The following is a 25,756-nucleotide window of genomic DNA, read 5'->3' as shown; positions in this document are numbered from 1 at the left end:
CATGAGCTATATCGCAAAAAACACTCCGGTACTGAAAATGCGCAAAACACTGCTGGGGCTGGCATCGGCCACCCTGCTGATGACAGCCTTCACAAGTCAGGCAAGTGCGGTCGAGGTGCAGGAAGTCACATCGGATGGTGGCATTACCGCATGGCTGATCGAAGATCATCTGAACCCACTTCTGACGGTTGATTTCGCCTTCAAGGGGGCCGGTTCCGCAACCGACCCGGCGGGCAAGGGCGGGCTTGCCAATATGGTGTCGGGCCTGATCGACGAAGGGGCTGGCGAAATGGACAGCCAGGCCTTTCGTACTGAAATGGAAGATCGGTCGATCAGCATTTCCTTTGATGCCGGTCGCGATGACTTTTCCGGATCGATGGTGACGTTGACGCGTGAACGCGATACGGCGATTGACCTTTTGCGACTGGCCCTGACCGAGCCGCGCTTTGATGACGAGGCGGTTGAACGCATCCGGGCACAGGTGATGTCCGGCCTGCGCCGGGCGGAAACCGATCCGGGTGATATTGCCGGAAAGGCATTTTTCAAATCGATATTTGGCGATCATCCCTATGCCAATCCGGTATCGGGTACGATTGCATCGGTCAGCAGCCTGAATGCCAATGATTTCCGTGAATTTGTCCGTCATGCGATGGCGCGCGACAATCTGGTGATCGGGGTTGCGGGCGACATAACGGCCGAGGAACTCGGCCCGCTGCTTGACGAAGCTTTTGGTGGTCTGCCGGAAAAAAGCGACCTTCCGGCTATTCCCGAAGTCACGCCGAAATTTGGCGGGATTGAAGTGATCCAACAGGATATCCCGCAAAGCCAGGCGGTCTGGGGGCAGAAGGGCATCGCACGCAAGGACCCGGATTTCTATGCGGCTTATATCATGAACTATATCCTTGGCGGCGGCGGTTTTTCATCGCGCCTGACCGAGGAAGTTCGTGAAAAGCGCGGCCTTGCTTACGGCGTTTACAGCTATCTGGCCGATATGGACAAGGCAGAGCTGATGGCAGGCGGGGTTGCGACGCGCAACGACGCCATTGGTCAGAGCCTGTCGATCATTGGCGATGAATGGCAGAAAATGAAGGATAAGGGCGTGTCGCAGGAAGAACTCGATAACGCCAAGTCCTATCTGACCGGGGCCTTCCCGCTGCGCTTTACCAGCCTTGGCAATCTGTCGGGCATGCTGGTTGGGATGCAGATGCAGGATCTGGGCATGGACTTCCTTGATAAACGCAACAGCCTTGTCGAAGCCGTCACCCTTGATGACGTCAATAGGGTTGCTGGGGAACTGCTTGATCCGGCCAATGTCACCGTGACGGTGGTGGGGCAGCCGGAAGGTGAGCTATCTTTCTGATATCTCTGAGGGTGGGATTATTCCTACCCTCAGAAAATTTTCTAATAACAAATCGCCAGATAAATTGCCCAAAGTCCGAGAATGATTGGTACCGCCCATTCTACTAAAATCCATCGGGCTAATTGCCAATACTGAAAACAACAAAACCATCTGTCAAATCTCTTTAAAGAGACCCAAATGCGATCTAAAAAACTTAGGGAACTTTCGATTTGTTCTAGACGGCGAACTATGTCTTTAAGGCTATTGTCAACGTCCTTTTTATCCGAGAAAGATTTATCCCACACTTCTAATTGTTTTTGAAAGTTATCGACTGAGGTTTGAATTGATTCGAGTTTATCTCTTTTTTGAAGTAGATAGCCAAATAATGTTGATTGCCTTGGGTTTGCTGGACTGTCCTCATGTTCTCCGCTGAACATGGCAGAGGTTAAATATGTTACCTTCATTCCACTTAATCGAACTCTCCATTCCCCAAAATGCGAAAATGTTGATATTATAAAGTGAATTAGTAGGTATGAAGTTAAACATATAAATATTATATCAATCTTTTCGTTTGTCAGTCCGTCTAGTTTTACACCTAAAAATGAACTTTCTTTTGAAACAGTTAAATCTCCCAATTTGTAAAATAAAACTATGGATGATATTGCTATTAAATTTCTGCGAATACGAAACGTATTCTCAGAAAAGTCTTCAATGAAGGGTTCTCCTAAAACTTTTTCGACTTTCTCTTTGTTTTCAGGAGAGATGAACTGGTTTTCAGTCATTTTTTTCCTATAGATTGAAAATCACCAACATAACATTAGCATTTGTGATTTTTGTTTTCGTGCAAAAAATAAGTTTCTGCACGTTATCTTGCTTTGCTAGGTTGGTTAAAATGTACTCCCCAATTAAGAGCATCTCCTTTATGACCCTGCGCGTCCTGCCCCAGAACCTGATCAACCAGATTGCCGCCGGTGAGGTGGTTGAACGTCCGGCTGCGGCGTTGAAGGAACTGGTGGAAAATGCGCTGGATGCCGGGGCAACCCGTGTTGACGTGACCTTGCGCGATGGCGGGCGGACCCTGTTATCTGTCACCGACGATGGCAAGGGCATGACGCCCGATGAGCTCGGCCTTGCGGTTGAACGCCATGCGACATCGAAACTGCCCGATGATGATCTGTTCAATATCGGTTTTATGGGGTTTCGCGGCGAGGCCTTGCCGTCCATCGGATCGGTATCGCGGATGCGCCTGACCAGCCGGACACGCGGGGCAGAAAATGCCTGGACATTAACGGTCGAAGGCGGGGCGAAAAGTGCTCCGGAACCAGCCGCCCATCCCTTCGGCACACGGGTCGAGGTACGCGATCTTTTCTATGCCACCCCGGCGCGCCTGAAGTTTCTTAAAGCCGCGCGAACCGAGCAGATGTATGCCCGTGAAATCATGGATCGGCTGGCCATGGCCCGGCCCGATGTCGGCTTTACCCTCTCGGGGGATGGCAACAAGCAGATTTTGAATTACCCGGCCTGCGAAGGCGATTTGTTCGACGCGCGCCTGAAACGGCTGGGTGCGGTGATGGGCCGTGAATTTCAGGATAACGCCCTTCAGATCGAAGCCGAACGCGAAGGCATCCGCCTGACCGGATATGCCGGGGTGCCAACCCTGAACCGCGGCAATGCGCAGATGCAGTTCCTGTTCGTTAATGGTCGCCCGGTCAAGGATCGGCTGTTGCAGGGGGCCGTGCGCGGGGCCTATCAGGATTTTCTGGCGCGGGACCGGCATCCGCTATTGGCGCTGTTTTTTGAACTTTCGCCGCGCGATGTTGACGTCAACGTCCATCCGGGCAAGACCGAAGTCCGGTTTCGTGATCCGGGCATGGTGCGTGGTTTGATCGTTGGTGCGTTAAAGCATGCACTGGCGGGGGCAGGGCACCGGGCATCGACCACGGTGGCCGATATGGCGCTTGGTGCCGCAAGGCGCGAGGGCGACGGGCCCTCTTTACCCTATGGCGGGTCACGTCCGGCCTCCGGCGGATATAATTTCGGGTCCTATCAGCCCAGTCATCCGGGGCTGGCCGCAGTGCAGCGTGACTATGCCGCCCAGGCACCGTCTTCGTCCTATGGCGGGTTGTTTGACCGCGGGCGCGATTTTGCTGGTGGTGAGACCGGCGGTGACAATGGCGGATTTGCCGCGGCTGCGGCCAGTGCGCTGGCTGGCGGATATGGTGGCGGGTATGCCGGTGCGGCCCCGTCGGCACGGATTGATGACACCGACGCATCGAAATTTGTTGATCATCCGCTGGGTGCAGCGCGCGGGCAGGTGCATGCCAATTATATCATCGCCCAGACCCGCGACGGGTTGGTGATTGTTGATCAGCATGCCGCCCATGAACGCATTGTCTATGAACGTATGAAAGCTGATCTGGCGGAAAATGGCGTCAAACGGCAGGGGTTGCTATTGCCGGAGGTCATTGAACTGGACGAGGCATCCGCCGAACGCGTTGCCGACCGGGCCGAAGAATTTGCCGAATTGGGGCTGGTGGTCGAACCGTTTGGTCCCGGCGCGCTGGTGGTGCGTGAAGTGCCGGCCATGCTGGGCAAGGTTGATGTGGCCGGGCTGGTGCGTGATCTTGCCGACGAGATTGCCGAACTGGGACAGGGCATGGCGCTTAAAGACCGGTTGATGTATGTCTGCGCGACCATGGCGTGTCACGGATCGGTGCGGTCAGGTCGCAAATTGAACGCCGATGAAATGAACGCGCTGTTGCGGCAGATGGAAGCCACCCCACATTCCGGACAGTGCAACCATGGTCGCCCGACCTATGTCGAACTTAAGCTGCATGACATCGAAAAGATGTTTGGCCGACGCTAGGGTAGCATTATTCCTTAAGCGTCATATTGCGGGGCAGGCGGGTATTGGCATTGACCCGCGCGCGTTGGATCTGTTCGGCAAACAATCCCTTGGCCGAGGATAAATCCGCATCGCGGAAATCGGTTTTGGCAAGATTGGCGCCGCTCAGATCGCAATTGTGCAATGTCATGCCGCGAAATGATGCGCCTGACAGATCTGAGCCGAGGAACACCGTGTTGCGCAATATGGCATCGGTGAAACGCGCCCCGGCAAGGCGGCTTGCAGCCAAGACCGCCTGATCCAGATTGCAGCCGATGAAATCGCCTGCCGTCATATCGCAACGACGGAGCACCGCCTTTTGACAATTGGCATTGCGAAATGACACATGCGGCAAGGCACACCGGGTCAGATCAATGCCTTCCAGATCGGCATCACGCAGATCGGCATGTTCGATTGACATCATCGCGCCTTCCTTGCCACCGGTATCAACCCAGAGACGATGGCCCTGAAGGGCCGTCATCAGGTCGATCTCAACCAGTTCCTCGTCGATGGCGGTATCAATCGGAACAGTGTCCGCTACTGGTAGTGCCGTTTCGTCAGGGATGGGAACCGCACCAAGGACCTCGCGCACGGAACTGGCAGCATCAAGGTTATAGTCGCGCGCCGATTTTTCCGATGCGATCTCGGCTGTTTCGATGCCGATTGCACCGGTTGCGGGGCGGGCGCTGTTTTGGGCCGGATTATCCGTTTTTGGCGAAGAAAACCTCGATGCTGGTTTGCCTGTTACCGACGCAGCTACACGCGTTGATATTTTTGATTGGGGTGCCGGTTTAATCGTCACCGAAGCAGATGGACGGGTTTTGCGGGATGGCTCGGCCAAATTGTCGCCTTCGCGGGCCGGGCCGAAATAATTGCCTTCAAATACAAAACGGCGCGGTTTCCTGATGACAGTCTGAACGATTTTGCGCAGACGATCATCATCGACGGGCTGGCGAAACACACCTTCGATCCCGGCACTGACCGCATCGTGCATGGCGCGACGATCCAGTTTGGGGGCGCCCAGTAAAACCGGAACCTGATTGCAGAACGGATCGGCCTCAGACGCGCTTTGACGCAATGTGCGGATGGTTGAAATGCCGCGAATGCCATCAAGATAAAGACCGATCAGGATCAGGTCAGGGCGATGGATTTGTGCAAGTTCGACGATGGATTCGCGATTGTCGCTGGTATGAAAGGCTGCCAGATCAAGTGGTTCGAGCGCTGTTTGCACTGCCTTGATGTTCCGGTCACTGTAATCGGCATACAGGACGGACAGTTTTTTTTGTGACCGCGATGTCATGACATCAAGCTTGCCTGCTTTTATCGGGTTTTGTGGCTTGGGCGCATTTGACTTTTACTGATTGCCCGGTATGGAAAAGCTTCGACGTCGTTCCACCGGCGGAATATCCGGGGCGGTGCTTTCGCTTGCTGTTCCCGGGGTTTCTCCGCCGGACGGTGTCTTTCCGGTCGGGGAGAATTTAGCTGGGCTACCATTGTCCCCTGTATCGTCGATCATCTCAATGGTGATTTCAACACGCCGGTTTTGTGCGCGACCTTCGGCCGTACTGTTATCGGCAATCGGGCGGCTGTCGCCGCGTCCCTGAACGACCATTCGGATCGGATCGGTGCCGTTTTGATCAATCATGTAATGCAAAACCGATGTCGCACGCGCCGCCGATAAATCCCAGTTCGAGATATAGGGCGAATTTGATGATACCGGAATATTATCGGTGTGGCCGGAAACTATAACCTGGCCTTCGGTCTGATTGATGACGGGCACCAGACGGTTCAGAATTGCTGCAAATTCCGGGGTCATCCCCGAAGAGCCGGATGGAAAGGCGATTTCATTGGGGAAGCGGACGATAACGTCACCATCTTTCCGCTCGACCCCGATTTCGTCGGCCATACCCATTTTATCAAGCACGGTTTCAAGCGTTTCTTCGAGTGCCTCGGCTTTTTCAGCCTTGCTGTCGCCTTCCTTTATCTCGACCTCGGGCGTTTCGACCGGGGGGATGTTGGAAACAACGCGTGGGGTATCAGGGGTTGGTTGTTTCAATGCCTTGCCAAGGATCGAGCCATCCAGTTCGACAACACCGGCCAGTTCATCCTGTTTGGAAAAACCAAAGGCGGCTTTAACCGATCCGGCAATCTGTTTGTATTTGATGACATCCATTTCGGCAAAGGTCAGCAACAGCACGAAAAGCACAAGCAGCAATGACATGAGATCGGCGAATGTCGCCATCCATGCGGGTGCTCCTGCTGCCGGTTTCTTTGCCATTTCTTGTGCCTGTTGCCTTCGGGTATCTTCGTTGCGTTAAGGGGGGAGAAAACGGGTTATTCTCCACCTTCGCCTTCGGCATCCTTGGGAATGCCACCTGGCAAATAAGGCCCAAGAATTTCCTTCATGACCATCGGGCTCTGGCTGGACTGTATCTGCACCACCGATTCAATAATCAGTTGCTTGGTGCTTTTAAGCTGTTCGACTTTAAGGGCCAGCTTGTCAGCCACCGGAAGCGCAATCAGGTTGGCCAGAACCGCACCATAGAATGTCGTCAGCATCGCAATCGCCATCGCCGGGCCGATGGCATCGGGGTCCGAAAGGTTGGCCAGCATCTGTACCAGACCGACCAGGGTTCCGATCATGCCAAATGCCGGGGCCGTATCACCAATGCCACGGAACATCAGTTCACCAAGTTCGTCATTCTGGATCGATTTTTCGACCTCGCTCGATATCGAGCTTCGAATGACTTCGCCGCTGTGACCATCCACGCACATGCGAATGCCGCGCGCCATGATGTCGTTTTCAATCTCGACATTCTCAAGACCAAGCAAGCCGTTCTTGCGAACCAAAGTGGAAAGTTCGATTGCCTTCTCGTAGATCGACAGCGGATCTTCCTTGGGGTTTTTGAAGGCGATCCTGATCCCGATCTTCAACGACTTGATCACATCGCGCATCGGAAACTTGATCAGCGTTGCCGCCGCCGTGCCACCAAAAACAACCATGATCGATGGTAGATCGACAAAGGCATCCAGGCTGCCACCCATAAGGATGGCGCCAAAGATAACGCCCATACCGGCGACGATCCCGATAAGTGTTGCAATATCCATGATGCTTATTTGTTTTCCGGCGTTATGAGTTTGTGCGGCAAAAGCCGGTTCTGGCTTACAAGAGGTGATTTCTCTTGCTGGTTGGCAAGTAGCTGATTTGTGGTAGCAAACATCAGAACGCGGTACCCCTGATACGTGTCATGGTGTTGGCGACTATCTTTTCTGTTTCATTCCATCAAATTGGGAGGCTGCAGACCGATTTTCCATAGCAAATGGACAAAATCCGGCATAATTCGTTCGCTGCTGCGAACAGTCCATGCCTGTGCTCCTCCCAATCCGCATATATGCTTAGCGTGAATGGCTAGTGCATACTATACGTTTGTTAGTCGACTTTTGTCGGGGGCTCAACCCACCGGCAAGGATAGTCAGCCTAATTCAAACGATGTAATGCCAAACGTCATTCCAAGGTTCAGTTCGGGGGCTTTGCCGCGATACATGCGCGCGGTTTCAAATTCGGCCTGCATGCCGTGTTCTTCAACGAGTACACGTGCAGCCTCATTACCATCGGGAATATCAAGATAGACCGGCTGGTCCTGATCCTTGCGGGTGGCAAGCAGGGCATGGAACAGGCTGCGGGCATCGTCGATATTGTCGGCAAAAAGCGGCCCGACCTTATGCCCGGTACGGCACGGCCGGATCACGCCATAGCCGCGTAAACCCATCGGCCCGCGAAGGGCCAATGCGGTATGTTTTTCCCCCGAAATCCAGCCGCGCAGAAACTCTATCCGGCTTTCGGGGAACAGGTTACAGGTCTGTTCGAACGCGTCAATGATCGCGATATCATTGATCAGAAGTTCAAAAAGATCATCGGCTTGCGGGGTTGATGCGCTTACCACACCACCAAAACGCAAATTGCGATGGGCCAACTCAAAGCCGGATTTGCGATAGTTTTCCTGCTGATCGACAACGCCATCAAGACCGATTGTCTTGGCAACCGTCTCGCTCAGCACGGTTTCCCAAAGACGTAAACCAAGACCTTCGCCGCGGCGATCCGGGCGGCAGATGTAAAAGCCGACAAATCCGTAATCCGAATTGTAATGCACGGCTGAAATCACTGCTGCCAGTCCCTGCTTGTCAAACGCGCCCCAGAATCCCAGCGGATCGGTATTGAAAAACGCATCCGCATCCGAGAATCCCGGATTCCAGCCTTCCTGTGCGGCCCAGTCAACGGCAGTGGCAAATTCAAAGGATTTCAGGCGGCGGATTTTATCGGTCATGGCGTGCTATTTCGTCTTTGTGGATCATGGACTTCCAGCCATTCATGCGTTGACGCATCATCTGACCGGTGCGGTTTGGGCCATGATGTAACATGAGCCCGCGATTGTAATGACAATAATTTTATTGAGAATGCCTATCAGTTTTATTATCAATGGAACGCGACTTCATGCCGCCCGTCATCGCCACCGAAAGCCACCTTATGTCTGTAAAATCCGATAGCCCCCTGATTGCCAAAACCCGTGTCGTGCTGTCCGGCAGTGTTGATGCCGCAAATGCGGTTGCGGCTTATTATGCCGAACACGACTGCGATGTGACGAATGATGACAACGGAGCGAAGATTTCCCTGTCGGTCGGGCATCTGATTTTGCGGCCCGGTGAAAAGCACCTTGATATCGAAGTCGGATCAAAAAGCGAGGCCGGTGTTGCTCAGATGAAGGCAGCACTTATCGCCATCCTGCAAAGCATCGTGCCTGAAGCCGATCTTGACTGTCGCTGGAAGGGGGCGGGGGAAAGCAATGGCAAGCTGCCGAACTTCCGAGAACTTCGCGTCATCGGGGTGACGGACCTGTCATCGCATATGCGCCGGTTGCGGCTTGCGGGCGATGATCTGGAATTTTACGACGGCGATGGCATTCACATGCGCCTTTTGATCCCGCCGCGTGGTGTGGTCGAACCGCAATGGCCGACCTTGGCTCCCAATGGCATGGTGATCTGGCCCGAAGGCGAAAATGCTGTAGCGCCGCGGGTTTATACCATCCGCCGGATCGATGCCACGGCAGGATGGATCGAAGTCGACTTTGTCATGCATGGCGATAATGGGCCCGGTTCGGCCTTTGCGCTCAATGCGCAACCGGGTGACCGGATCGGCATGACCGGGCCGCTGGGCGGGGAATTGCCCGATGCCGACTGGTTCCTGTTTGCCGGGGACGAAACAGCCCTTCCGGCGATTGGCCGTTATCTTGAAGAACTGCCTGAACATGCCAGCGGTCATGCGGTGATCGAGGTGGAAACCTCGGCCGATATCATTGACCTGGCAACCAAAAGCCGGATCGCGATTGAATGGGTGTGCCGGGATCTGCATCCAACATCTGATGCCAGCCCTATCCGCGATGCGGTCAGCCGCATCGAAGTTCCCAAGGATGCAACCCGTGTCTATTGCTGGGCCGGGGTGGAGCAGGCGAGCTATAAATCCATCCATCAGATGTGGCGCAAGGAAGCCGGCCTTGACCGTGATCAGTGTCTCGCCATGACCTTCTGGCGCAAGACGGCCTGATCTTAGTTCATGTGCTATTGGACTGATTTGTTCCGGTCGTGCAGTTCGGGTGCGAAATGGGCGATGGCCTGATCAAGATCGACCAGAATTTCGGCAACCAGCGAATTGCTTTGTGGCTTGTTGGCCAGTTCAATTACGGCGCGGATGATATCCTGATTGGTCGGACGGGCACCGGTTGCGATGGCTTTGGCGTGATCGAACACTTGTTGACGTGCCGCAAGAAAGGCCGCGATTTCGTTGGCAGCCGTCGGATCGTTTCCAGATTGTGTGTCATGCAATGCGCGTTTCAGTGACAGGCCGGTCATATGGCTGCTGCTGGCAAACAGGGTGGCGGTGATCACGCGAAATGCCAGCGCATCCTGCGCCAGCTTCTGACGAATAACCGGATCGGTGATGACGTTCAGCGCGAAAAGATCGGCTTCTATTTCGTTATCCCGTTCCTTGTCGCCGCCATCGCCAAAATGTGATGGATCGCAATGGCGCACTTCGTGGCGCATCAGCCAGTCATAGGTCAGATTAGCGCTGCTGGCGTAGTGAAGCTGATCGCCAAACCAGCCGCGCATCAGTTCAGCGAATATTTCAGTACCGCTACCCGGTGCGATCTTGGCTGGAATGAAAATCTGGCAGGGTACTGCCTGATTGTTGCCGCGGCGTCCCGATACGGTAAAGGGTGACCGTGGAAGTTTGGCAAACAGCAAATCGGCACCCTTGATGTTATCAAGGCCAAGGGTCTGATCAATGATCGACAGAAAGGCGTCGCGGTTAGCAAAACTGTGCAGGGCGACCTTTTCATAACGGTTAAGATCGCGTTCAATATCGGCAAGCGTTCTTGCATCCTGCGCTTTTGCAGGTAAAACCCCGCCGCCCGCCATGCCCGATAGCAGGCAGTAAATGATCAGGAGTGGCAGATAGCGACAGGATGCGAGTTTCACCATACCCATAGTATGCAGTTTTGGCAGACCGGGGGCGAGGTCAAACTGATCCGGTCTCGCGCCCTATCCCAGTTTGCGGGCCGCAGCTATCGCGCGGCGGATTTTGGCCAACCGGCGCGATGCCCGTTTAAGATCAAGTGTTGATCCGGTCAGTTTTGTCATTGGTAGGCAGACCTCCTTTACGCTTCGGCGCGCTGGCCGGTACGTTTGCGCTGTGGCCCGAACAGGCAGGCCAGCAACAGGATAATGCCGGAAATCGTGGCGATCATGCCAGCCGCACTGACCGCATAGGGCGACCCGAACCAGCCGGGGCCATATCCGGCAAAGACATAACCCAGAATTGCCGAGATCACGGCAAAGGTGACGCTCCAGCCGATCTGCCGGCCAAGCTGATTGGTCATCAGGCGGGCGGCGGCAGGCGGGCAGACAAACATCGCAATCACAATGATCGACCCGACCGCGTCAAAGGCCGCAACCGCGGCAATCGCCGTTACCACGACAAGTGCAAATCCAAGAACACGGGTGCGAATGCCGATCGCCTCGGCAAAGGCGGCATCAAAGGTCGATATTTTCAGTTCTTTCCAGAACAGCGTGATGAACAGCACGATCCCCACAAGAACGACCGCCAGACGTGGCAATTGCGGTGGCAGGGTTGCCAGTGCCAGCGGGTCAAGCAACGATTGCCAGCCTTCGGCATCAAACCAGATCAGGCTTTCAAGATTCCCCAAAAGCGCGTGCTGCACATCGATATGCACCGAACTGGTGTCTGTCATTTCCAGAAACAGGACACCGGCGGCAAACAGGGTGGTGAAAACCAGCCCCATGGCCGCGCCCGGTTCGACCCGGCCCAACCGTTTGACGATCTCAATCAGAATGACGGCAACGATTGCCGCACAACCGGCCCCGATCATCATCGGGACCGCCGTGATGGTGCCGGTGACCAGAAAGGCCGCAACAATCCCGGGCAAAACCACGTGACTGATCGCATCCCCGATCAGGGCCTGACGACGCAGCAACAGGAAGTTTCCGGGCAGGGCACAGGCAACCGCGCCCAGAATACCGATCACAATCGGCGTCAGGCTGAGCTGCACGAATTCAGCACCTAGGGCGGTAATCAGACTGTCGATCATGCGGGGGCTCCGGTCTGTTCGGCAATCACGCGGTCGATTTCATCGATCTGATCCTGTGTCATCATGTCTTCGATCGGGGTCAGTCCGTCATAACGTTCGATGGCGGAATCATCGGGCAGGATGCGCCGCGCCATCGCCCAGCGCGCTTCGTCCCGGGCGGCTTTTTGCGATGCGGTTTTACCGCGCAATGTTGCCACACCGTCACGCCGGATCATGCCCGAATGACGAAGGATACGAAGGGTAAATCCGTCATAGATCGGTTCGCGCCGTGCCAGTGCCAGAAGCCCCTGTCGACGGTGCACGCGTCGCTGGAACCGCCAATGACGCAGCGCCGATGCCAGACCGCCACGAAGCGGTGAAAACAGGGCAGAGATGACAAAGAACCCGAACGCCACCAGAACAATGATCGGGCCGGTCGGAAGGGATGTCACAGCCGCCGACAGCACCGCACCGACATAACCCGAAAGCCCGCCAATGGCGGCTGCGATGCCGATCATCGGTCCGACCTGATTGGTCCAGAACCGTGCCGTGACTGGCGGAATGATCAGCAGGGCAACAATCAGGATCAGACCGACAATCTTGAGCCCGATCACGGTGACAATCAGCGCCAGCCCCATCATGGCCAGATCAATGTGACGGACATTGATGCCGGTTGTTGCAGCATATTCCGGATCAAACGCCACCAGAGTCATCGGACGGCGCAGCATGAAAACAAAGGCGGTGGCAAGGGCTCCGGCGATGGCGATTGTGGTCGCCTCGCTGATCAGCATGCCGGCTGTCGATCCCAGCAGGAAGTTTTCAAGCCCGGCCTGACGTCCCGACGACATGGTTTGAATAATCGTCAGAAGAACAATGCCAAGCCCGAAAAACACCGACAGAACCGCCCCGATTGCGGCATCCTCGGTCAGGCGGGTCTGGCGCGTGATCCATTCGACCATCAAAAGCCCGATGCCTGATGAAATTGCCGATCCGATGATCAGGCCGGGCAACCAGCGCCCATCTCCGCCAAGGGCCACCATCAACATGAACGCAATGCCGACACCAGGCAGGGTGGCGTGACTGATCGCATCGGAAACAAGGGCGCGTTTGCGCAGGAAAATGAACGCACCGGCGCCACCCCCGGCAAGGCCAAGCAACCCGGCCCCAATCGCGACAAGGGCGCTGTTATATCCGGCCTGCAGGAACAGGGCGCTTATGAAGTAATCAAGAAAACTCATCTTAAGGGTTCCGATGGCTTTGCCGGGACGGGCATGTGATCAGGCAAGACGCAATTCATCGATATGCGTGGTCGCCAGTCGCCCGCCATAGGTTTCCTGCAAATTGGCGGCGGTAAAGGTGGTGTCGACCGGGCCTTCGGCGATACGGCGCACATTGATCAGAAGCACGCGGTCAAAATACTCGGCAACGGTCGAAAGGTCGTGATGCACGCAAACAACGGTTCGGCCTTCGGATTTCAGATCCTTCAGCACGGCAACAATGGCGCGTTCGGTTGCGGCATCGACCCCGGCAAAGGGTTCGTCCAGCAGGTAAAATTCGGCATTCTGTGCCAGTGCGCGCGCAAGGAAGACGCGTTGCTGCTGACCGCCGGAAAGCTGCCCGATCTGCCGGGTGGCGAAATCGGCCATGCCGACGCGATCAAGACATTCCATGGCCTGTTCGCGGTGGCGTGCGCGCCAGAACCGAAACAGCCCGACCGAGCCATAAAGCCCCATCAGGACAACATCGATGACGCGGGCGGGAAAGTCCCAGTCCACACTGGCGCGTTGGGGGACATAGGCCACCCGGTCGCGTGCCTCGTGAAATGGTTTGCCGAAAATACGGATTTCGCCAGACAGTCGGGGGATAACGCCAAGCGTCCCTTTGAGAAAGGTCGACTTACCCGCCCCGTTCGGCCCGATAATCGCAGTCATGGAACCCGCCGGGATAGAGGCATCGACGGAAAAAACCGCCGGTTTGTTGCCATAGGATACCGTAAGACCACGCACCGTCAGTGGTGCGTCCTTGGCGGCGACATCAACGATCTTTCCGGCTTCTGCAATCAGTTCTGCGTTGCTCATGACAGTTCCTTCGGTGGCGCGGCTCAGGAGCCAGCGGCCAGTTTGCCCTGCATTCCGGTGGCCGGGGCATCGCCGCCAAGCGCACGGGTAATCAGGGTCGCATTATGGTCGATCATGCCGATATAGGTGCCTTCATAGGTTCCCGGTTCTCCCATGGCATCGGAAAACAGGGTGCCGCCGATTTCAACTTTCTGGCCGCGCGCGGCAGCACCCTCTATCAGGGCACGTACATTACGCTCCGGCACGGAACTTTCAACAAAGACCGCGGCAATCTTGCGATCAACAATGGTGTCGACCAGTTCCTCGACCCGGCGCAGACCGGCTTCGGATTCCGTTGAAATGCCCTGAATGCCCATAACCTCAAAATCATAACCGCGGCCGAAATAGTTGAAGGCGTCATGCGCGGTCAAAAGCACGCGGCTTTTTTCCGGCACGGTTTTTGTGACCGATTGCATGTAGGTAATCAGCTTTTCGATATCGGCAATATGCTTGTCGGCATTGGCGCGATAGGTGGCCTCGCCCTCCGGATCAGTCTTGATCAGCGCGTCACGTACGGCCAGAACCACGGTCTCCCACAATTTCGGATCCATCCAGACATGCGGGTCATAACGACCTTTATATTCGGCGTGACTCAGAAGTTTCGATTTATCAATCGCTTCACCGACGGCAACGACATTGCGGCGCTTTTCCAGATCAAGGAAGAATTCCTCAAGCTGTGCTTCAAGATAAAGGCCATGCCACAAAACCAGATCGGCGCGTGCCATGGCGGCAATGTCGCTGCGTGTCTGGCGATAGGAATGTGGATCAACCCCGGGACCCATCAGGGCTGTGACCTTGGCGCGGTCGCCTGCAACCTGGCGAGCTGCATCCGCGATCATCGAAGTTGTGGCGACAACATCAATCGGTTTGGCCGACGCATCTGTCACTGAGGCGGCAACAAAGCTACAGATGGCAGCAAGGGCAAAACCGAAATTCCGGGTGATGCGGCGAAGCGACATGTGGGGGATCCTGTGATGCAAGTTAAAATCAGTCTGTTAATATCCCCTATTTATGTGCGGACTTTTAAAGTTAGTCAAGGCTAAATTGATTTTTGCGTGCTGTCTTGATATGAAGACCTTGGGGATTTCAAAGGAGCTGTGAATGGGCGATCCAAATGCGCGTCATCCGCGACACAACAAGGCCGAAGTTTTCGCGCAATTGCGCGATGCCCATGCACGCGAAGTGACTGAAGATTACGTCGAAATGATCGCCGACCTGATTGAGGAAGAAGGTGAGGCAAGATCCGTCGCCCTTGCTGAACGATTTGGCGTAACAGCGGCGACGGTCAATAATACGATCAAGCGCCTAGAACGTGACGGCTTTGTCACATCACGCCCATACCGCTCGATTTTCCTCACCGATCGGGGTAAAGAACTCGCCGAGAAATGTCGCAAACGCCACGAGATCGTTTATAATTTTCTGATCGCACTGGGCGTCGATCCCGCTATAGCGGAATTTGATGCCGAAGGGATCGAGCACCATGTCAGTGAGGAGACGCTGGCGGTTTTTGAGGCTGCTCTGGTAAGGCGCCCTTATTCCTGATTCGATGCGCTGCTAGGAATGTGACAACGCAGGCAATTAATATTTGACTGAGTATTGTTCCAATCGCCGCACTCTCCATCCCGAAAAGCGGTGCAAGTAATACTGTTGCTACGATATTTATCAATATCGAAGCATATTGAAACTTTGCCATGATTTTTTGGGAGCCGGTTAGCACGAGGCATGTGAATAACGGGCTGGAAAGTGCTTGGATAAGATATCCAGTTGCTGCAAGTTGAAGTGTTCCGGCTCCAGCTGAAAAATGTGCGCCAAAAAAGCTAAGAACGAGTTCAGGAAAGCCAATAAGCAGAATAAAAACTGGAACTGCGTAGAGGGAGGAGAGGGTGATTGCCTCAAGTGTAGCAGCCTTGAGCAATTTGAATTCTTGCTTTGTGTGTAACTCAACAAACTTGGGGGAGTATACAGTATTGATTACTGCTGTAACAAAGACCGTTAGCGTGGAAAGTCTTACTATAATTCCAAATATTCCAGCTTCAACGGTCAAACTCATCCATCCAAAAATCAATACACCGACTTGTGTGTTGAGTGCGTTTCCAATTGATATGCTTAGAAATGTAATGTTGTTTCTAATCCAAGATTTTTTTTCGATTTTCAGGTCTGTTTCTATTTTCTGTTTGGATGATTGAGTGGTTTTGTTGTGCTGTGTGGTCCAATAGGCCGATAACATCAGCGCGACTGAGCTTGAAATCAGAATTATAAGAAATAGGTCGCTGGCTCCGAGAGATGTTCCAATAGTGTATGTCAATGTAAGTGTGGCAAGGGAAAGTCCGGGGCGCACGACGCTTTCCGGCAAAAGGCTGTATGTCATAGCTCCGATGCCACGCAGTCGGCACTGGAGCAGGAGTGTCATAGTGATGGTGCCAATACAGGCGCCAACAAGTAACGTAATGCCAGACGCCATTTGCATTGATGTGGTGCCGGTAATGTATACAACTATGATGGTGACAATTGATGTTCCCGTGCACCATTTAAGCAACGTAAGAAATAGGGTATTGCTGGCTGTGCTGGCTTGATCTGCTCTGTACCTTGAGGAGAACTGAAGCATCGAAGTGTCTGCTCCACACAGCGCAAAAATCGTCCCAATCCCAATGAGAGATAGGCCAATACTGTAAATTCCAAAATCCGTCGGAGATAAAACGCGCGCACTTAACCACTGCACAAGAAATCCGGCAACAGTTGCGAATATCGAACACCCAAGCGCAATCGCTGTTTGTTGCAATTGTCCCGAGCCATTTGCGTGGCGTACAATATTTAATGCTCGTTTCAGCCGAATGGTAGGTCGATTAGGAATTTTCATCGGGATTGTTTGCTTTTACCAAACATTGCTTTTGGGTGAATATGTCGTTTTGTTTCAGGGGGGAGCATTACGGCTTTGTTGTGTATGCCAAGGCCTGTAATTCAAGTTTTCTGTCTCACGCAGTTAAGCGGTTCTTTGCGTGGTACATCCAAAGAGCCATTGCATCGTAAGGCGCGATTTGTACACGAGTGAGTGCTTCTTCGATAGTCAGAAAGCTCATCCCTTGACCTTCCCCAAGCTTGAGTTGTTGAATTTCGTCATTGGAAATCGCCATGGCAAGAAAGATACGGCTGTATGGTTCGCGAGCATTCTCAAATGAAAAGTCAAACCAGAGTGTAGTGATGTACGAAAGTCGGTCCGGAGAAATAATGATGCCTAGCTCTTCTTGGGTTTCCCTTATGGCTGCATCTGTAGGGCTTTCTTTGTGATCAATGCCGCCACCAAACATGCACCAATGGTTTGGGAAGAAAATCTCAGCTTTGTCATCTCTATGTTGCAGTAGGTATTTTCCATCGTCCGATTGGATGATTAGTCCTACTGCATTCCCGGGCCGAAGCTCGGTTTTGCTGTGCAGGAAATTGTCGAACGAGCCTTTAGAGGAGTGTTGCATCTGAAACTCTGTTTTAGCTATTGTTTGTCAGGGGAGGGGTAAGATGCCTTGCGGTGGCTGTTTTTTCCAATGTTACTCGGTTATTGGCGAGGTTTCGAGAGGAGCTTGTAGGTTTAAGCCTATCCTTTGGAGGAGGTTGGAGGATGGGGAAGAATAATATACTGAATTGAAGCGTTTTTGACTTTGGGCGAGCGAGTTTGAAAAAAAAACTGGTTACATGCGACAAGCGCTTATTCGTGCGAGTTTCTGAGAGGGTTAATCCTGAAAATAAACGTCTTTTTAGTTTTTGGTCTCCAGTTTGCTTTTTTGCAGAATGAACTTTTTAGTTGATTTGGGTGTTTTCCGTTTGGAAAACGGGAATAAACTCCCTATTCATTGAGCGGAAAAATAGCGCCTAATATGTTTGTTTGAATGCCAAGGATGCGTTTCATGAAGGGGGCTTCGATTATTTTTCTTCTTGAAAATCTAAAGAAGAACCTCTTGCCTTTTAATGGGGTGCATGTGCTTCCAATAGGTTGGTTTACCAGCTAGTTTATCAATTTTATGTGACTATGGGGATTTATGATGTCGTTTTCTGCAACATACATGGAAGAAGCTGCAAAGATTTGTGGGCTGGTCAACCCTGAGGCAATGGAAAGGCTTGCAGATGATCTTCTTGCCTTAAGAGAAAGGGGCGGGAGACTGTTCGTGCTTGGGGTTGGGGGCAGCGCCGCGAACTGTTCTCATGCGGTTAACGACTTTCGAAAGCTTTGTGGTATCGAGACATATGCTCCCACAGACAATGTTTCGGAGTTGACTGCGCGCACCAATGATGAAGGTTGGGAGACGGTTTTCTCAGCGTGGATGGAAATTAGTAAGGCAAATGAGAAAGATGCAGTGCTGGTGTTCTCCGTCGGAGGTGGAAATGCGGAACGGCAAGTGAGCATGAACATTGTTAAAGGGCTGCAGTGGGCGAAAGAACATGGCCTCAAAATTTTCGGTATTGTCAGTCGTGACGGGGGATATACGGCGGAAGTTGGTGACAACGTAATTGTCGTGCCTGTTGTGCATCCGGACCGAGTAACTCCTCATGCCGAAGCGTTCCAAGCCGTAATTTGGCACGGGATGGTTTCTCATCCGAAGCTGCAGATCAAAGCCACGAAGTGGTAGGATTCTCGGGGGGGGGAGGGCTTGAATATGCGTAGTGCCGTTTTTTTGGATCGAGATGGTGTGATAAATCGCGCGACCATACTGGATGGCAAGTCCTACCCACCGCAGAGCTTCGACGAGTTTGAGTTTTTACCGGGTGTGGAAGACGCTATCCGGGAGCTCAGTGTAAGCGGTTTGCTAGTTGTAGTTGTTACGAATCAGCCGGATGTGGCTACCGGAAAACAACTGCAAGGTGTCGTCGAAGAAATGCATTCCTTCATAAAGCAGCATTTGCCAATAGACGATATACAAGTCTGTTATCATTCCAGTGACATGGGCTGTAACTGCAGAAAACCCAATGCGGGAATGCTTAAAAATGCGGCTAAATCACTTAATATAGATCTGGCGAAAAGCTACATGGTTGGTGATAGATGGAGAGATGTTGAGGCCGGCAATAACGCTGGTTGCCGCAAATGTTACTTCATTGATTACGGCTATGCAGAGCAGAAGCCGGTACCTCCTTTTGAGACAGTTAGAGATTTGGCTGATGCAGCTGCTCGAATACTATCGTCTCATGTCGATCTTTCCTAATTACAAATGCTTCCCGGAGAATTCCAAATGTCGAATGCGGTTCTGGATAACCTTAAGGTCAAAATTTTTGCCGATGGTGCTGATATCAACGGTATGTTGGAGATGAAGAAAAACCCGCTGATTAAAGGGTTCACGACCAATCCAACATTGATGTGCAAGGCGGGGATTTCGGATTATGAAGCATTCGCACGCGATGTTCTGGATCAAATCACCGAAGAACCAGTTTCGTTCGAAGTTTTCGCCGATGAATTTGACGAAATGGGAGCTCAAGCTCTGAAAATTGCATCTTGGGGCAAAAACGTGAATGTAAAAATTCCGGTTATGAATACAAAACGGGAGTTCGCTGGACCTCTCTTGGAGCGACTTTCTGCAGAAGGCGTCGTGTTGAATGTTACAGCGATTATGACGAACGAGCAGGTTAAGGCAATTGCGGAAGCCATTGACCCAAATACGGCGTCAATCATTTCTGTATTTGCAGGGCGCATTGCCGACACTGGTAGAGATCCTGTTCCGTTGATGAATGAAGCGAACGAGATCTTGAAGGATCTTCAGCCGAAAGCTGATTTGCTGTGGGCTAGCCCTCGCGAATTGCTAAACATCTTCCAAGCTGATGAGACAGGTTGCGGTATTATTACTGTGACAAACGATGTACTCAAAAAGCTGGGTACTGTTGGGAAGGACTTGGATGACTTCTCAGCTGAAACAGTTCAGATGTTTTACGATGATGCATGTGCTGCTGGTTTCAAAATCGACTGCTAATTAGCTGTTCCACGTTGGATTTGAAGGATAAAGAAATTGCCTAAGTTCGAAAATATTCTCATCACCGGTGGCGCAGGCTATTGTGGTAGCGTACTTACTCCCCAGTTGCTCGATATGGGGTATAAAGTCACAGTTTTTGACATCATGTATTATGGTTACGATCAGTTGCCGGTCGATAATCCCAATCTCACCATCGTCAAAGGCGACATTCGCGACACAGCTAAACTCTCGGAAGCGATGCAGGGGATCGATGCTGTCGTTAACTTGGCATGTATCTCCAATGATGCAAGTTTTGAACTTGACGAAGGCCTTTCCACAACGGTGAACTTGGATGCTTTCGAGCCGATGGTCGTTGCGGCTAAAACTGCAGGGGTAAAGCGTTTCGTGTACGCTTCTTCGAGTTCTGTATACGGGGTTTCAGATAGCCCCGATGTAACTGAAGATCATCCGTTGGTTCCGCTGACCCTTTATAACAAGTACAAGGGTATGTGTGAGCCACTGCTGAAGAAGCATACCGACGAAAACTTTGTTGGCGTCATTTTCCGTCCCGCAACTGTCTGCGGTTACAGCCCGCGCCAGCGTTTGGATCTGTCGGTGAATATTCTGACTAACCACGCAATTACCAACCATAAAATTCGTGTTTTCGGTGGTTCCCAGCTTCGCCCAAATCTGCATGTTCAGGACTATGCTGATCTGGTCAAGACGTTGCTTGAAGCTCCGGACGAGAAAGTCGCAGATGAAACCTTTAACTGTGGTTTCCAGAATCTGAGCATTATGGATATTGCAAAAGTAGTTAAATCGGTTGTCGAAGCAGAGTTACCTGAGATTGGCGATATCTCAATCGACACAGAGCCAACTGATGATATTCGCTCTTATCACATCAATTCGGACAAAATTAAGCGAGTTCTGGGCTTCGCGCCAAAGCATACTATCGAAGATGCGGTACGTGATTTGGTGAAGGCCTTCAAGGCTGAAAAGCTTCCGAATAGTTTTGAAGATGATAACTACTACAACGTTCGTACGATGAAGAAGATTGGGGCAAAGTGATGAAACCGGTTGCAGTTGTTACTGGTGGTGCGGGATTTATCGGCAGTCACATGGTCGACCTGTTGGTTGATCGTGGCTACGCCGTTAGGGTGGTCGATAACCTTGTCGGAGGCCGGGCTGCAAACCTTGATCATCATTCTGGCAATCCTAATGTCGAGCTCCACGAGCTCGACATTAGGGATCTCAAAGTTGGAAACTCTATTTTTGCAGATGCTAAAAGAGTTTTCCACTTTGCTGGTATTGGCGATATTGTGCCGTCAATTGAGCACCCCTCTGAATATATGTCGGTTAACGTTCAAGGCACAGTAAATGTACTGGAATGTGCTCGGGCCGCCGGAAGTGTTGAGAAGCTGGTTTATGCTGCATCTTCGTCTTGCTATGGCTTGGCGCAAACTCCAACAAAAGAAGATCATGTAATTGATACGAAATATCCCTACGCTCTTTCAAAGTATCAGGGAGAGCAGGCTGCTTTGCATTGGGGGAAAGTGTATGACCTTCCCGTAAACTCGGTAAGGATATTTAATGCTTACGGGACGCGTTCGCGAACTTCCGGTGCATATGGCGCTGTTTTTGGTGTTTTCTTGAAACAAAAACTGGCAGGAAAACCGTTCACCGTGGTTGGCGATGGCACACAAACTAGGGACTTCCTTTATGTTACTGACGTTGCGGAGGCATTTTTTGCGGCATCTGACGTTCAGGTAAGTGGGGAAATATACAACCTCGGTGCCAGTAAGCCCCAGTCTGTTAATCGGTTGGTTGAGCTGCTAGGTGGCGAAGTCGTTCACATTCCAAAGAGGCCGGGGGAGCCCGATTGTACATGGGCTGATACTACGAAGATTAATCATGATTTGGGTTGGAAGCCAAGGGTGTCGTTTGAAGAAGGTGTGAAGCGCATCGTCGACAATATTGATTATTGGCGTGACGCTCCGCTGTGGGATGTTTCTTCGATCGAAACAGCGACCAAGACCTGGTTCCAATATATGCAGGACTGAGCAAGAATATGTCTCCTATTGATGAAGCTAGCCGCGGCTTTGTATCGGCAAAAATCAAAACTGTAGATGAACTCGCCGAGATTATTGGTGATCGTCCTCGCGATAAAAAAGTGATCATGTGTCACGGCACTTTTGATGTCGTACATCCGGGACACGTTCGTCATCTGCTTTATGCTAAAAGCAAGGCAGACATCTTGGTCACAAGCCTGACGTGCGACGAATTTGTAACCAAGGCGGATATGCGTCCGTACGTTCCTCAGGATCTACGTGCGATCAATCTCGCGGCTTTCGAAATGGTCGATTACGTGATCATTGATCCAAACTCGACACCGATCGAAACCCTTAAAAGAATTAAACCTGACTACTTCGCTAAGGGTTACGAGTATGTAGATGGCAAGATTCCACCTAAAACCCAAGAAGAAATAAACACTCTCGAGTCCTTCGGGGGTGAGATCATTTTCACTCCTGGTGATATTGTTTATTCGTCGTCCTATATCATTGAAAATATTCCACCAGATATCTCGACAGAAAAACTCCTGCTCATGATGCGGAACGAAGGTTTAACTTTCCAAAGCTTCCGAGATGTTTTGGAGAAGACTAAAGGTCTTAGAGTTCATGTTGTTGGTGATACAATTGTCGACAGCTATACAAAGTGCTCGATGATCGGTGGGATGACGAAAACACCAACTATGAGCGTACGTTTCGAGGAGAAAGTGGACTACGTAGGTGGTGCCGGCGTTGTAGCAAAACACCTACGCGCTGCCGGTGCAGACGTAACGTTTTCGACGGTATTGGGTGAAGATAGCTATTCTTCCTTTGTTCTCGAAGACCTCAAGAAAGCAGGCGTCAATTGTAAACCAATCATTGACCCTACTCGTCCGACAACGAACAAAAACGCAATTGTTGCAAACGATTATCGCCTTCTTAAGGTTGATACGCTCGACAACCGATCAATTGGCGACAAGATTGTCGGGCAGCTTTGTGAAGCTATTGCCAATATAGAAGCTGACATCGTGGTATTCAGCGATTTTCGTCACGGAATATTCAACAAGCACACTATTCCTGATCTTATTGCAGCGATTCCTGAAGGTATATTCAAAGTTGCCGACAGTCAGGTCGCAAGTCGCTGGGGGAACATCACAGAATTCCAGGAATTTGATCTGATTACACCTAATGAACGTGAAGCTAGGTTCGCGCTAGGAGATCAAGATTCTGTTGTGCGCCCACTCGCAACGGAACTGTTTAAGAGAGCAAAGTGTAAAACTCTCATTCTGAAGCTTGGTCCGCGCGGCATTCTTACTTATTGCACTCGTCCCGAGGGCGATCCCCGAACTTTGATCAACGTTGATAGCTTTGCTGAACATGTTGTGGATGCTGTAGGTTCAGGCGATGCTTTGCTGGCTTATGCGTCGTTGGCTATGGTTGCCAGTGAAGGAAATGAGGCGATTGCATCTGTCCTCGGCAATATCGCGGCAGGTATTGAGTGTGAGTTTGATGCAAATCACGAAATTACCCCGGATTTGGTTTTGAGACGATTGGCTAAAATCGAACGCCAAGCTCATTACATCAAAGAGGACTAAGGAGAAACTCGGTGAGAGTTATTGTTGTTGGCTTGGGTATCCAAGGCCATAAACGCCGTGCTGTTGCGGACTCCGATGTCGTCGCAGTCGTAGATCCGTTTCACGCGGAAGCAGACTTCAAGTCGGTAATGGAAGTTCCTTTGTCGTCATTTGATGCTGCTCTTGTGTGCACTCCGGACGAGGCAAAGGGGACTGTCCTCGAGCACTTGCTGTCCAATGGAAAGCATGTCTTAGTCGAAAAGCCATTGCTAAATGACGACACAGCTTCATTGAAGTCGTTAGGTGAGCTTGCGGCTAAGCATAAGGTCACATGCTACACAGCTTATAATCATCGGTTTGAACCGCATTTTGTGCGGATGAAAGACGCGATAGAAAGCGGCATTCTCGGTAACATCTATAGCGTTAGAATGTTCTATGGAAATGGGACAGCTCGCCTCGTAAGAGAGTCTGCATGGAGAGATCAGGGTGCGGGAGTTCTTCCTGATCTCGGCTCTCACTTGCTAGACACAATTCTGTTTTGGATCGGGCAACCAAAAACACCCTTCAAAGTCATTAGTGCTCATTGTTTTGAGAACCGGACCTTTGATCATTTTTGTTTCGGATCAAATGGCGAGATACGTGTCGAGCTAGAGATGACTTTGCTGAGTTGGCGCAATCATTTCACTGCCGATGTGTTCGCGGAAAAAGGTAGTGCTCACATCGAGTCTCTCTGTAAGTGGGGACCTAGCACATTTACGATCCGTGATCGTAAAATTCCCAGCGGAAGACCGGATGAGAATACAACTACACTCGTCCAGCCGGACCCGACCTGGAAACTTGAATATGAACATTTCAAGCAGCTTTGCTTAACGGGTGCCGGCAATATCGATAACGATATATGGATAGATAGTATCCTGCGCGAAATGACCGATCAGTCTTTGAAGGAGTTCGGCTAATGCCTTTGCCAACCATTGGGTTCGCAGGAATGACGCACCTTGGCCTGAACTCTGCGGTAGCTGGTGCAGAGCGCGGTTTTGAAATGGTGTGTTTCGATCTCGACAAAAATACCATTGAAGAACTTTTGAGTGGTCACCCGCCTGTCGAAGAACCAGACCTTAAGGAGTTAATGGTAAAGCACAAGGACCGTATCCGTTTTACCTCAAATATTGAGGAACTAGCCAACTGTGACGTAGTGTATGTTGCTCCGGATATTCCCACGGATGACATGGGCCAGAGCGACTTAACTGTTGTAAATGAGTTACTGCAGGCGGTCGACGATGCTCTCCCGATTAGCTCCGTTCTGGTTGTTCTTAGCCAGGTACCACCAGGGTTCTCGCGTGGCTTAAATTTGCGTGAGGGGCGCTCGTACTATTATCAAGTCGAAACACTTATTTTCGGTAGAGCGATTGAACGGGCACTGTATCCAGAGCGTTATATTATCGGTTGTGCTGATCCATCAAAGCCTTTAGAGGCTTCCTACGAAGCGTTTCTTTCAGCACATGAATGTCCTCTACTGCCAATGAGGTACGAGAGTGCTGAACTAGCAAAAATTTCAATTAATTGCTGCTTGGTTGCAAGTGTGAGTGTTGCAAACACACTCGCTGAACTTTGTGAGAATATTGGCGCTGATTGGTCAGAAATTGTGCCTGCTCTGAAACTTGATCGAAGGATTGGGCAATACTCCTATCTGTCTCCAGGATTAGGAATCTCCGGGGGGAACCTTGAGCGTGATTTGACGACTGTTTGCGAGTTCTCAGATAAATTTGGGACAGACTCCGGTATCGTAAAAGCATGGATTGCGAACAGTCGATATCGGAAAGATTGGGTTCTACGTCTGCTGCATCAGGAAGTCTTTTCATTCCTAGAAAATCCGAAATTTGCAGTCCTCGGTCTTTCCTACAAAGAAAATACCCATTCCACGAAAAATTCGCCGTCATTGGCGCTGTTGAAGTATCTGAAAGACTTTGAGGTGGCAGTACATGATCCAGTGGTTTCTGCAAACGTGTTGCCAAACCTTGATCTGCGGCAAGTGGAAGAGCCTGTTGAAACCTGCGATGGAGCAGATGTCTTGATCATCATGACTCCTTGGCCCATTTACCGAAATCTCAAGCCGAGCGACTTACTCAAAAGCATGCGCACAAAGATGATCATAGATCCTTACAGGGTCTTGGGGGGGGGAGCATGTCGAGTAGCAGGGGCTCGCTACTTCACTTTGGGCGTAAACGATCTTTAG

General features: G+C 51.7%; 24 protein-coding genes. 12 read left to right on the top strand and 12 right to left on the bottom strand.

The features are described from left to right. The first annotated feature begins 1 nt into the window (after position 1). Complete coding sequence (locus R1T41_RS04515; RefSeq protein ID WP_317340259.1) at positions 2–1,360, top strand: pitrilysin family protein; 1,359 nt, start codon at positions 2–4, stop codon at positions 1,358–1,360. A gap of 41 nt (positions 1,361–1,401) precedes the next feature. On the opposite strand, the gene R1T41_RS04510 is transcribed toward R1T41_RS04515, so the two are convergent. Beyond that, a complete protein-coding gene (locus R1T41_RS04510; protein ID WP_317340256.1) occupies positions 1,402–2,121 on the bottom strand; it encodes a hypothetical protein in 720 nt (239 codons plus the stop codon). A 140-nt stretch (positions 2,122–2,261) separates the two neighbouring features. Here R1T41_RS04510 and mutL point away from each other — a divergent pair, with 140 nt between their 5' ends. After that, entirely contained in the window at positions 2,262–4,205 is a 1,944-nt protein-coding gene (mutL, locus tag R1T41_RS04505; protein WP_317340255.1) for a DNA mismatch repair endonuclease MutL, read from the top strand. Positions 4,206–4,212: 7 nt separating this feature from the next. Here the strand turns inward: mutL and R1T41_RS04500 are convergent, their stop codons facing one another. The 4 genes from R1T41_RS04500 to R1T41_RS04485 all read right to left on the bottom strand — a co-directional run bounded on the left by R1T41_RS04500 (position 4,213) and on the right by R1T41_RS04485 (position 8,548). Next, positions 4,213–5,523 carry a pentapeptide repeat-containing protein gene (locus tag R1T41_RS04500; RefSeq protein WP_317340253.1) on the bottom strand — a complete coding sequence of 437 codons (1,311 nt, stop codon included), beginning with the start codon at positions 5,521–5,523 and terminating at the stop codon, positions 4,213–4,215. Positions 5,524–5,577: 54 nt separating this feature from the next. After that, positions 5,578–6,501, bottom strand: a complete 924-nt coding sequence (locus R1T41_RS04495; RefSeq protein ID WP_317340251.1) for an OmpA family protein — start codon at positions 6,499–6,501, stop codon at positions 5,578–5,580. A gap of 56 nt (positions 6,502–6,557) precedes the next feature. Then, positions 6,558–7,331 carry a motility protein A gene (locus tag R1T41_RS04490; RefSeq protein ID WP_062948147.1) on the bottom strand — a complete coding sequence of 258 codons (774 nt, stop codon included), beginning with the start codon at positions 7,329–7,331 and terminating at the stop codon, positions 6,558–6,560. A gap of 365 nt (positions 7,332–7,696) precedes the next feature. Beyond that, positions 7,697–8,548 (bottom strand): GNAT family N-acetyltransferase, encoded by an 852-nt coding sequence (locus R1T41_RS04485; RefSeq protein ID WP_317340249.1) that lies wholly within the window; start codon positions 8,546–8,548, stop codon positions 7,697–7,699. A gap of 167 nt (positions 8,549–8,715) precedes the next feature. Between R1T41_RS04485 and R1T41_RS04480 the strand changes: the two genes are divergently transcribed. Continuing rightward, positions 8,716–9,822 carry a siderophore-interacting protein gene (locus R1T41_RS04480; RefSeq protein WP_317340247.1) on the top strand — a complete coding sequence of 369 codons (1,107 nt, stop codon included), beginning with the start codon at positions 8,716–8,718 and terminating at the stop codon, positions 9,820–9,822. A 14-nt stretch (positions 9,823–9,836) separates the two neighbouring features. On the opposite strand, the gene R1T41_RS04475 is transcribed toward R1T41_RS04480, so the two are convergent. From R1T41_RS04475 to R1T41_RS04455, 5 genes are all read right to left on the bottom strand, one after another. Next, entirely contained in the window at positions 9,837–10,757 is a 921-nt protein-coding gene (locus tag R1T41_RS04475) for a hypothetical protein (RefSeq protein WP_317340245.1), read from the bottom strand. A gap of 176 nt (positions 10,758–10,933) precedes the next feature. Then, positions 10,934–11,884 (bottom strand): metal ABC transporter permease, encoded by a 951-nt coding sequence (locus R1T41_RS04470; protein WP_317340243.1) that lies wholly within the window; start codon positions 11,882–11,884, stop codon positions 10,934–10,936. Further along, positions 11,881–13,101, bottom strand: a complete 1,221-nt coding sequence (locus R1T41_RS04465) for a metal ABC transporter permease (RefSeq protein WP_317340242.1) — start codon at positions 13,099–13,101, stop codon at positions 11,881–11,883. Before R1T41_RS04465 ends, R1T41_RS04470 begins: the two co-directional genes overlap by 4 nt. 39 nt (positions 13,102–13,140) lie before the next feature. Beyond that, positions 13,141–13,941 (bottom strand): metal ABC transporter ATP-binding protein, encoded by an 801-nt coding sequence (locus R1T41_RS04460; RefSeq protein WP_062961090.1) that lies wholly within the window; start codon positions 13,939–13,941, stop codon positions 13,141–13,143. A gap of 23 nt (positions 13,942–13,964) precedes the next feature. Continuing rightward, a complete protein-coding gene (locus R1T41_RS04455) occupies positions 13,965–14,939 on the bottom strand; it encodes a metal ABC transporter solute-binding protein, Zn/Mn family (RefSeq protein WP_317340240.1) in 975 nt (324 codons plus the stop codon). 142 nt (positions 14,940–15,081) lie between these two features. Between R1T41_RS04455 and mntR the strand changes: the two genes are divergently transcribed. Next, positions 15,082–15,522, top strand: coding sequence for a manganese-binding transcriptional regulator MntR (mntR, locus tag R1T41_RS04450; protein ID WP_317340239.1), 441 nt, complete (start codon positions 15,082–15,084; stop codon positions 15,520–15,522). On the opposite strand, the gene R1T41_RS04445 is transcribed toward mntR, so the two are convergent. Together R1T41_RS04445 and R1T41_RS04440 are read right to left on the bottom strand one after the other, a co-directional pair. Beyond that, positions 15,464–16,837, bottom strand: coding sequence for an oligosaccharide flippase family protein (locus R1T41_RS04445; RefSeq protein WP_317340238.1), 1,374 nt, complete (start codon positions 16,835–16,837; stop codon positions 15,464–15,466). The two genes, mntR and R1T41_RS04445, sit on opposite strands and share 59 nt — an antisense overlap. A gap of 115 nt (positions 16,838–16,952) precedes the next feature. After that, on the bottom strand, positions 16,953–17,447 hold the full coding sequence (locus R1T41_RS04440; RefSeq protein WP_317340237.1) for an NUDIX domain-containing protein: 495 nt from the start codon (positions 17,445–17,447) through the stop codon (positions 16,953–16,955). Between the two features lie 564 nt (positions 17,448–18,011). On the opposite strand from R1T41_RS04440, the gene R1T41_RS04435 reads away from it, so the two are divergent. Genes R1T41_RS04435 through R1T41_RS04400 form a run of 8 tightly spaced genes read left to right on the top strand, consistent with a single transcriptional unit; the run spans position 18,012 to position 25,756 of the window. Continuing rightward, positions 18,012–18,596 carry an SIS domain-containing protein gene (locus R1T41_RS04435; RefSeq protein ID WP_317340235.1) on the top strand — a complete coding sequence of 195 codons (585 nt, stop codon included), beginning with the start codon at positions 18,012–18,014 and terminating at the stop codon, positions 18,594–18,596. Between the two features lie 27 nt (positions 18,597–18,623). After that, complete coding sequence (locus tag R1T41_RS04430; protein ID WP_317340233.1) at positions 18,624–19,166, top strand: HAD-IIIA family hydrolase; 543 nt, start codon at positions 18,624–18,626, stop codon at positions 19,164–19,166. Positions 19,167–19,193: 27 nt separating this feature from the next. Further along, positions 19,194–19,925, top strand: a complete 732-nt coding sequence (locus tag R1T41_RS04425; RefSeq protein WP_317340231.1) for a transaldolase — start codon at positions 19,194–19,196, stop codon at positions 19,923–19,925. A gap of 36 nt (positions 19,926–19,961) precedes the next feature. Beyond that, positions 19,962–20,972 (top strand): SDR family oxidoreductase, encoded by a 1,011-nt coding sequence (locus R1T41_RS04420; RefSeq protein WP_317340229.1) that lies wholly within the window; start codon positions 19,962–19,964, stop codon positions 20,970–20,972. Then, the gene (locus R1T41_RS04415; protein ID WP_317340227.1) at positions 20,972–21,964 is read left to right on the top strand and encodes a GDP-mannose 4,6-dehydratase; all 993 of its coding nucleotides are present in this window, start codon (positions 20,972–20,974) and stop codon (positions 21,962–21,964) included. The genes R1T41_RS04420 and R1T41_RS04415 overlap by 1 nt, the downstream gene beginning before the upstream one ends. 8 nt (positions 21,965–21,972) lie before the next feature. Next, entirely contained in the window at positions 21,973–23,544 is a 1,572-nt protein-coding gene (locus R1T41_RS04410; RefSeq protein WP_317340225.1) for a PfkB family carbohydrate kinase, read from the top strand. 11 nt (positions 23,545–23,555) lie between these two features. Next, entirely contained in the window at positions 23,556–24,479 is a 924-nt protein-coding gene (locus R1T41_RS04405; protein ID WP_317340223.1) for a Gfo/Idh/MocA family oxidoreductase, read from the top strand. After that, the gene (locus R1T41_RS04400; RefSeq protein WP_317340221.1) at positions 24,479–25,756 is read left to right on the top strand and encodes a nucleotide sugar dehydrogenase; all 1,278 of its coding nucleotides are present in this window, start codon (positions 24,479–24,481) and stop codon (positions 25,754–25,756) included. The genes R1T41_RS04405 and R1T41_RS04400 overlap by 1 nt, the downstream gene beginning before the upstream one ends.

The sequence above is a fragment of the Thalassospira lucentensis genome, assembly GCF_032921865.1.
Classification (GTDB): Bacteria; Pseudomonadota; Alphaproteobacteria; order Rhodospirillales; family Thalassospiraceae; genus Thalassospira; species Thalassospira lucentensis_A.
The sequence above is the reverse complement of the archived record's forward strand: the minus strand, read 5'-3'. Positions and strand labels throughout refer to the sequence as shown.

What these genes read in the sequence shown, in the direction of transcription:
- R1T41_RS04435 (WP_317340235.1), top strand. Translation starts at nt 18,012, where the DNA reads ATGTCGTTTTCTGCAACATACATGGAAGAAGCTGCAAAGATTTGTGGG.
- R1T41_RS04460 (WP_062961090.1), bottom strand. Translation starts at nt 13,941, where the DNA reads ATGAGCAACGCAGAACTGATTGCAGAAGCCGGAAAGATCGTTGATGTC.
- R1T41_RS04425 (WP_317340231.1), top strand. Translation starts at nt 19,194, where the DNA reads ATGTCGAATGCGGTTCTGGATAACCTTAAGGTCAAAATTTTTGCCGAT.
- R1T41_RS04485 (WP_317340249.1), bottom strand. Translation starts at nt 8,548, where the DNA reads ATGACCGATAAAATCCGCCGCCTGAAATCCTTTGAATTTGCCACTGCC.
- R1T41_RS04510 (WP_317340256.1), bottom strand. Translation starts at nt 2,121, where the DNA reads ATGACTGAAAACCAGTTCATCTCTCCTGAAAACAAAGAGAAAGTCGAA.
- R1T41_RS04500 (WP_317340253.1), bottom strand. Translation starts at nt 5,523, where the DNA reads ATGACATCGCGGTCACAAAAAAAACTGTCCGTCCTGTATGCCGATTAC.
- R1T41_RS04455 (WP_317340240.1), bottom strand. Translation starts at nt 14,939, where the DNA reads ATGTCGCTTCGCCGCATCACCCGGAATTTCGGTTTTGCCCTTGCTGCC.
- R1T41_RS04465 (WP_317340242.1), bottom strand. Translation starts at nt 13,101, where the DNA reads ATGAGTTTTCTTGATTACTTCATAAGCGCCCTGTTCCTGCAGGCCGGA.
- R1T41_RS04440 (WP_317340237.1), bottom strand. Translation starts at nt 17,447, where the DNA reads ATGCAACACTCCTCTAAAGGCTCGTTCGACAATTTCCTGCACAGCAAA.
- R1T41_RS04480 (WP_317340247.1), top strand. Translation starts at nt 8,716, where the DNA reads ATGCCGCCCGTCATCGCCACCGAAAGCCACCTTATGTCTGTAAAATCC.
- R1T41_RS04445 (WP_317340238.1), bottom strand. Translation starts at nt 16,837, where the DNA reads ATGAAAATTCCTAATCGACCTACCATTCGGCTGAAACGAGCATTAAAT.
- R1T41_RS04515 (WP_317340259.1), top strand. Translation starts at nt 2, where the DNA reads ATGAGCTATATCGCAAAAAACACTCCGGTACTGAAAATGCGCAAAACA.
- R1T41_RS04400 (WP_317340221.1), top strand. Translation starts at nt 24,479, where the DNA reads ATGCCTTTGCCAACCATTGGGTTCGCAGGAATGACGCACCTTGGCCTG.
- R1T41_RS04495 (WP_317340251.1), bottom strand. Translation starts at nt 6,501, where the DNA reads ATGGCAAAGAAACCGGCAGCAGGAGCACCCGCATGGATGGCGACATTC.
- R1T41_RS04470 (WP_317340243.1), bottom strand. Translation starts at nt 11,884, where the DNA reads ATGATCGACAGTCTGATTACCGCCCTAGGTGCTGAATTCGTGCAGCTC.
- R1T41_RS04415 (WP_317340227.1), top strand. Translation starts at nt 20,972, where the DNA reads ATGAAACCGGTTGCAGTTGTTACTGGTGGTGCGGGATTTATCGGCAGT.
- R1T41_RS04410 (WP_317340225.1), top strand. Translation starts at nt 21,973, where the DNA reads ATGTCTCCTATTGATGAAGCTAGCCGCGGCTTTGTATCGGCAAAAATC.
- mntR (WP_317340239.1), top strand. Translation starts at nt 15,082, where the DNA reads ATGGGCGATCCAAATGCGCGTCATCCGCGACACAACAAGGCCGAAGTT.
- mutL (WP_317340255.1), top strand. Translation starts at nt 2,262, where the DNA reads ATGACCCTGCGCGTCCTGCCCCAGAACCTGATCAACCAGATTGCCGCC.
- R1T41_RS04430 (WP_317340233.1), top strand. Translation starts at nt 18,624, where the DNA reads ATGCGTAGTGCCGTTTTTTTGGATCGAGATGGTGTGATAAATCGCGCG.
- R1T41_RS04490 (WP_062948147.1), bottom strand. Translation starts at nt 7,331, where the DNA reads ATGGATATTGCAACACTTATCGGGATCGTCGCCGGTATGGGCGTTATC.
- R1T41_RS04475 (WP_317340245.1), bottom strand. Translation starts at nt 10,757, where the DNA reads ATGGTGAAACTCGCATCCTGTCGCTATCTGCCACTCCTGATCATTTAC.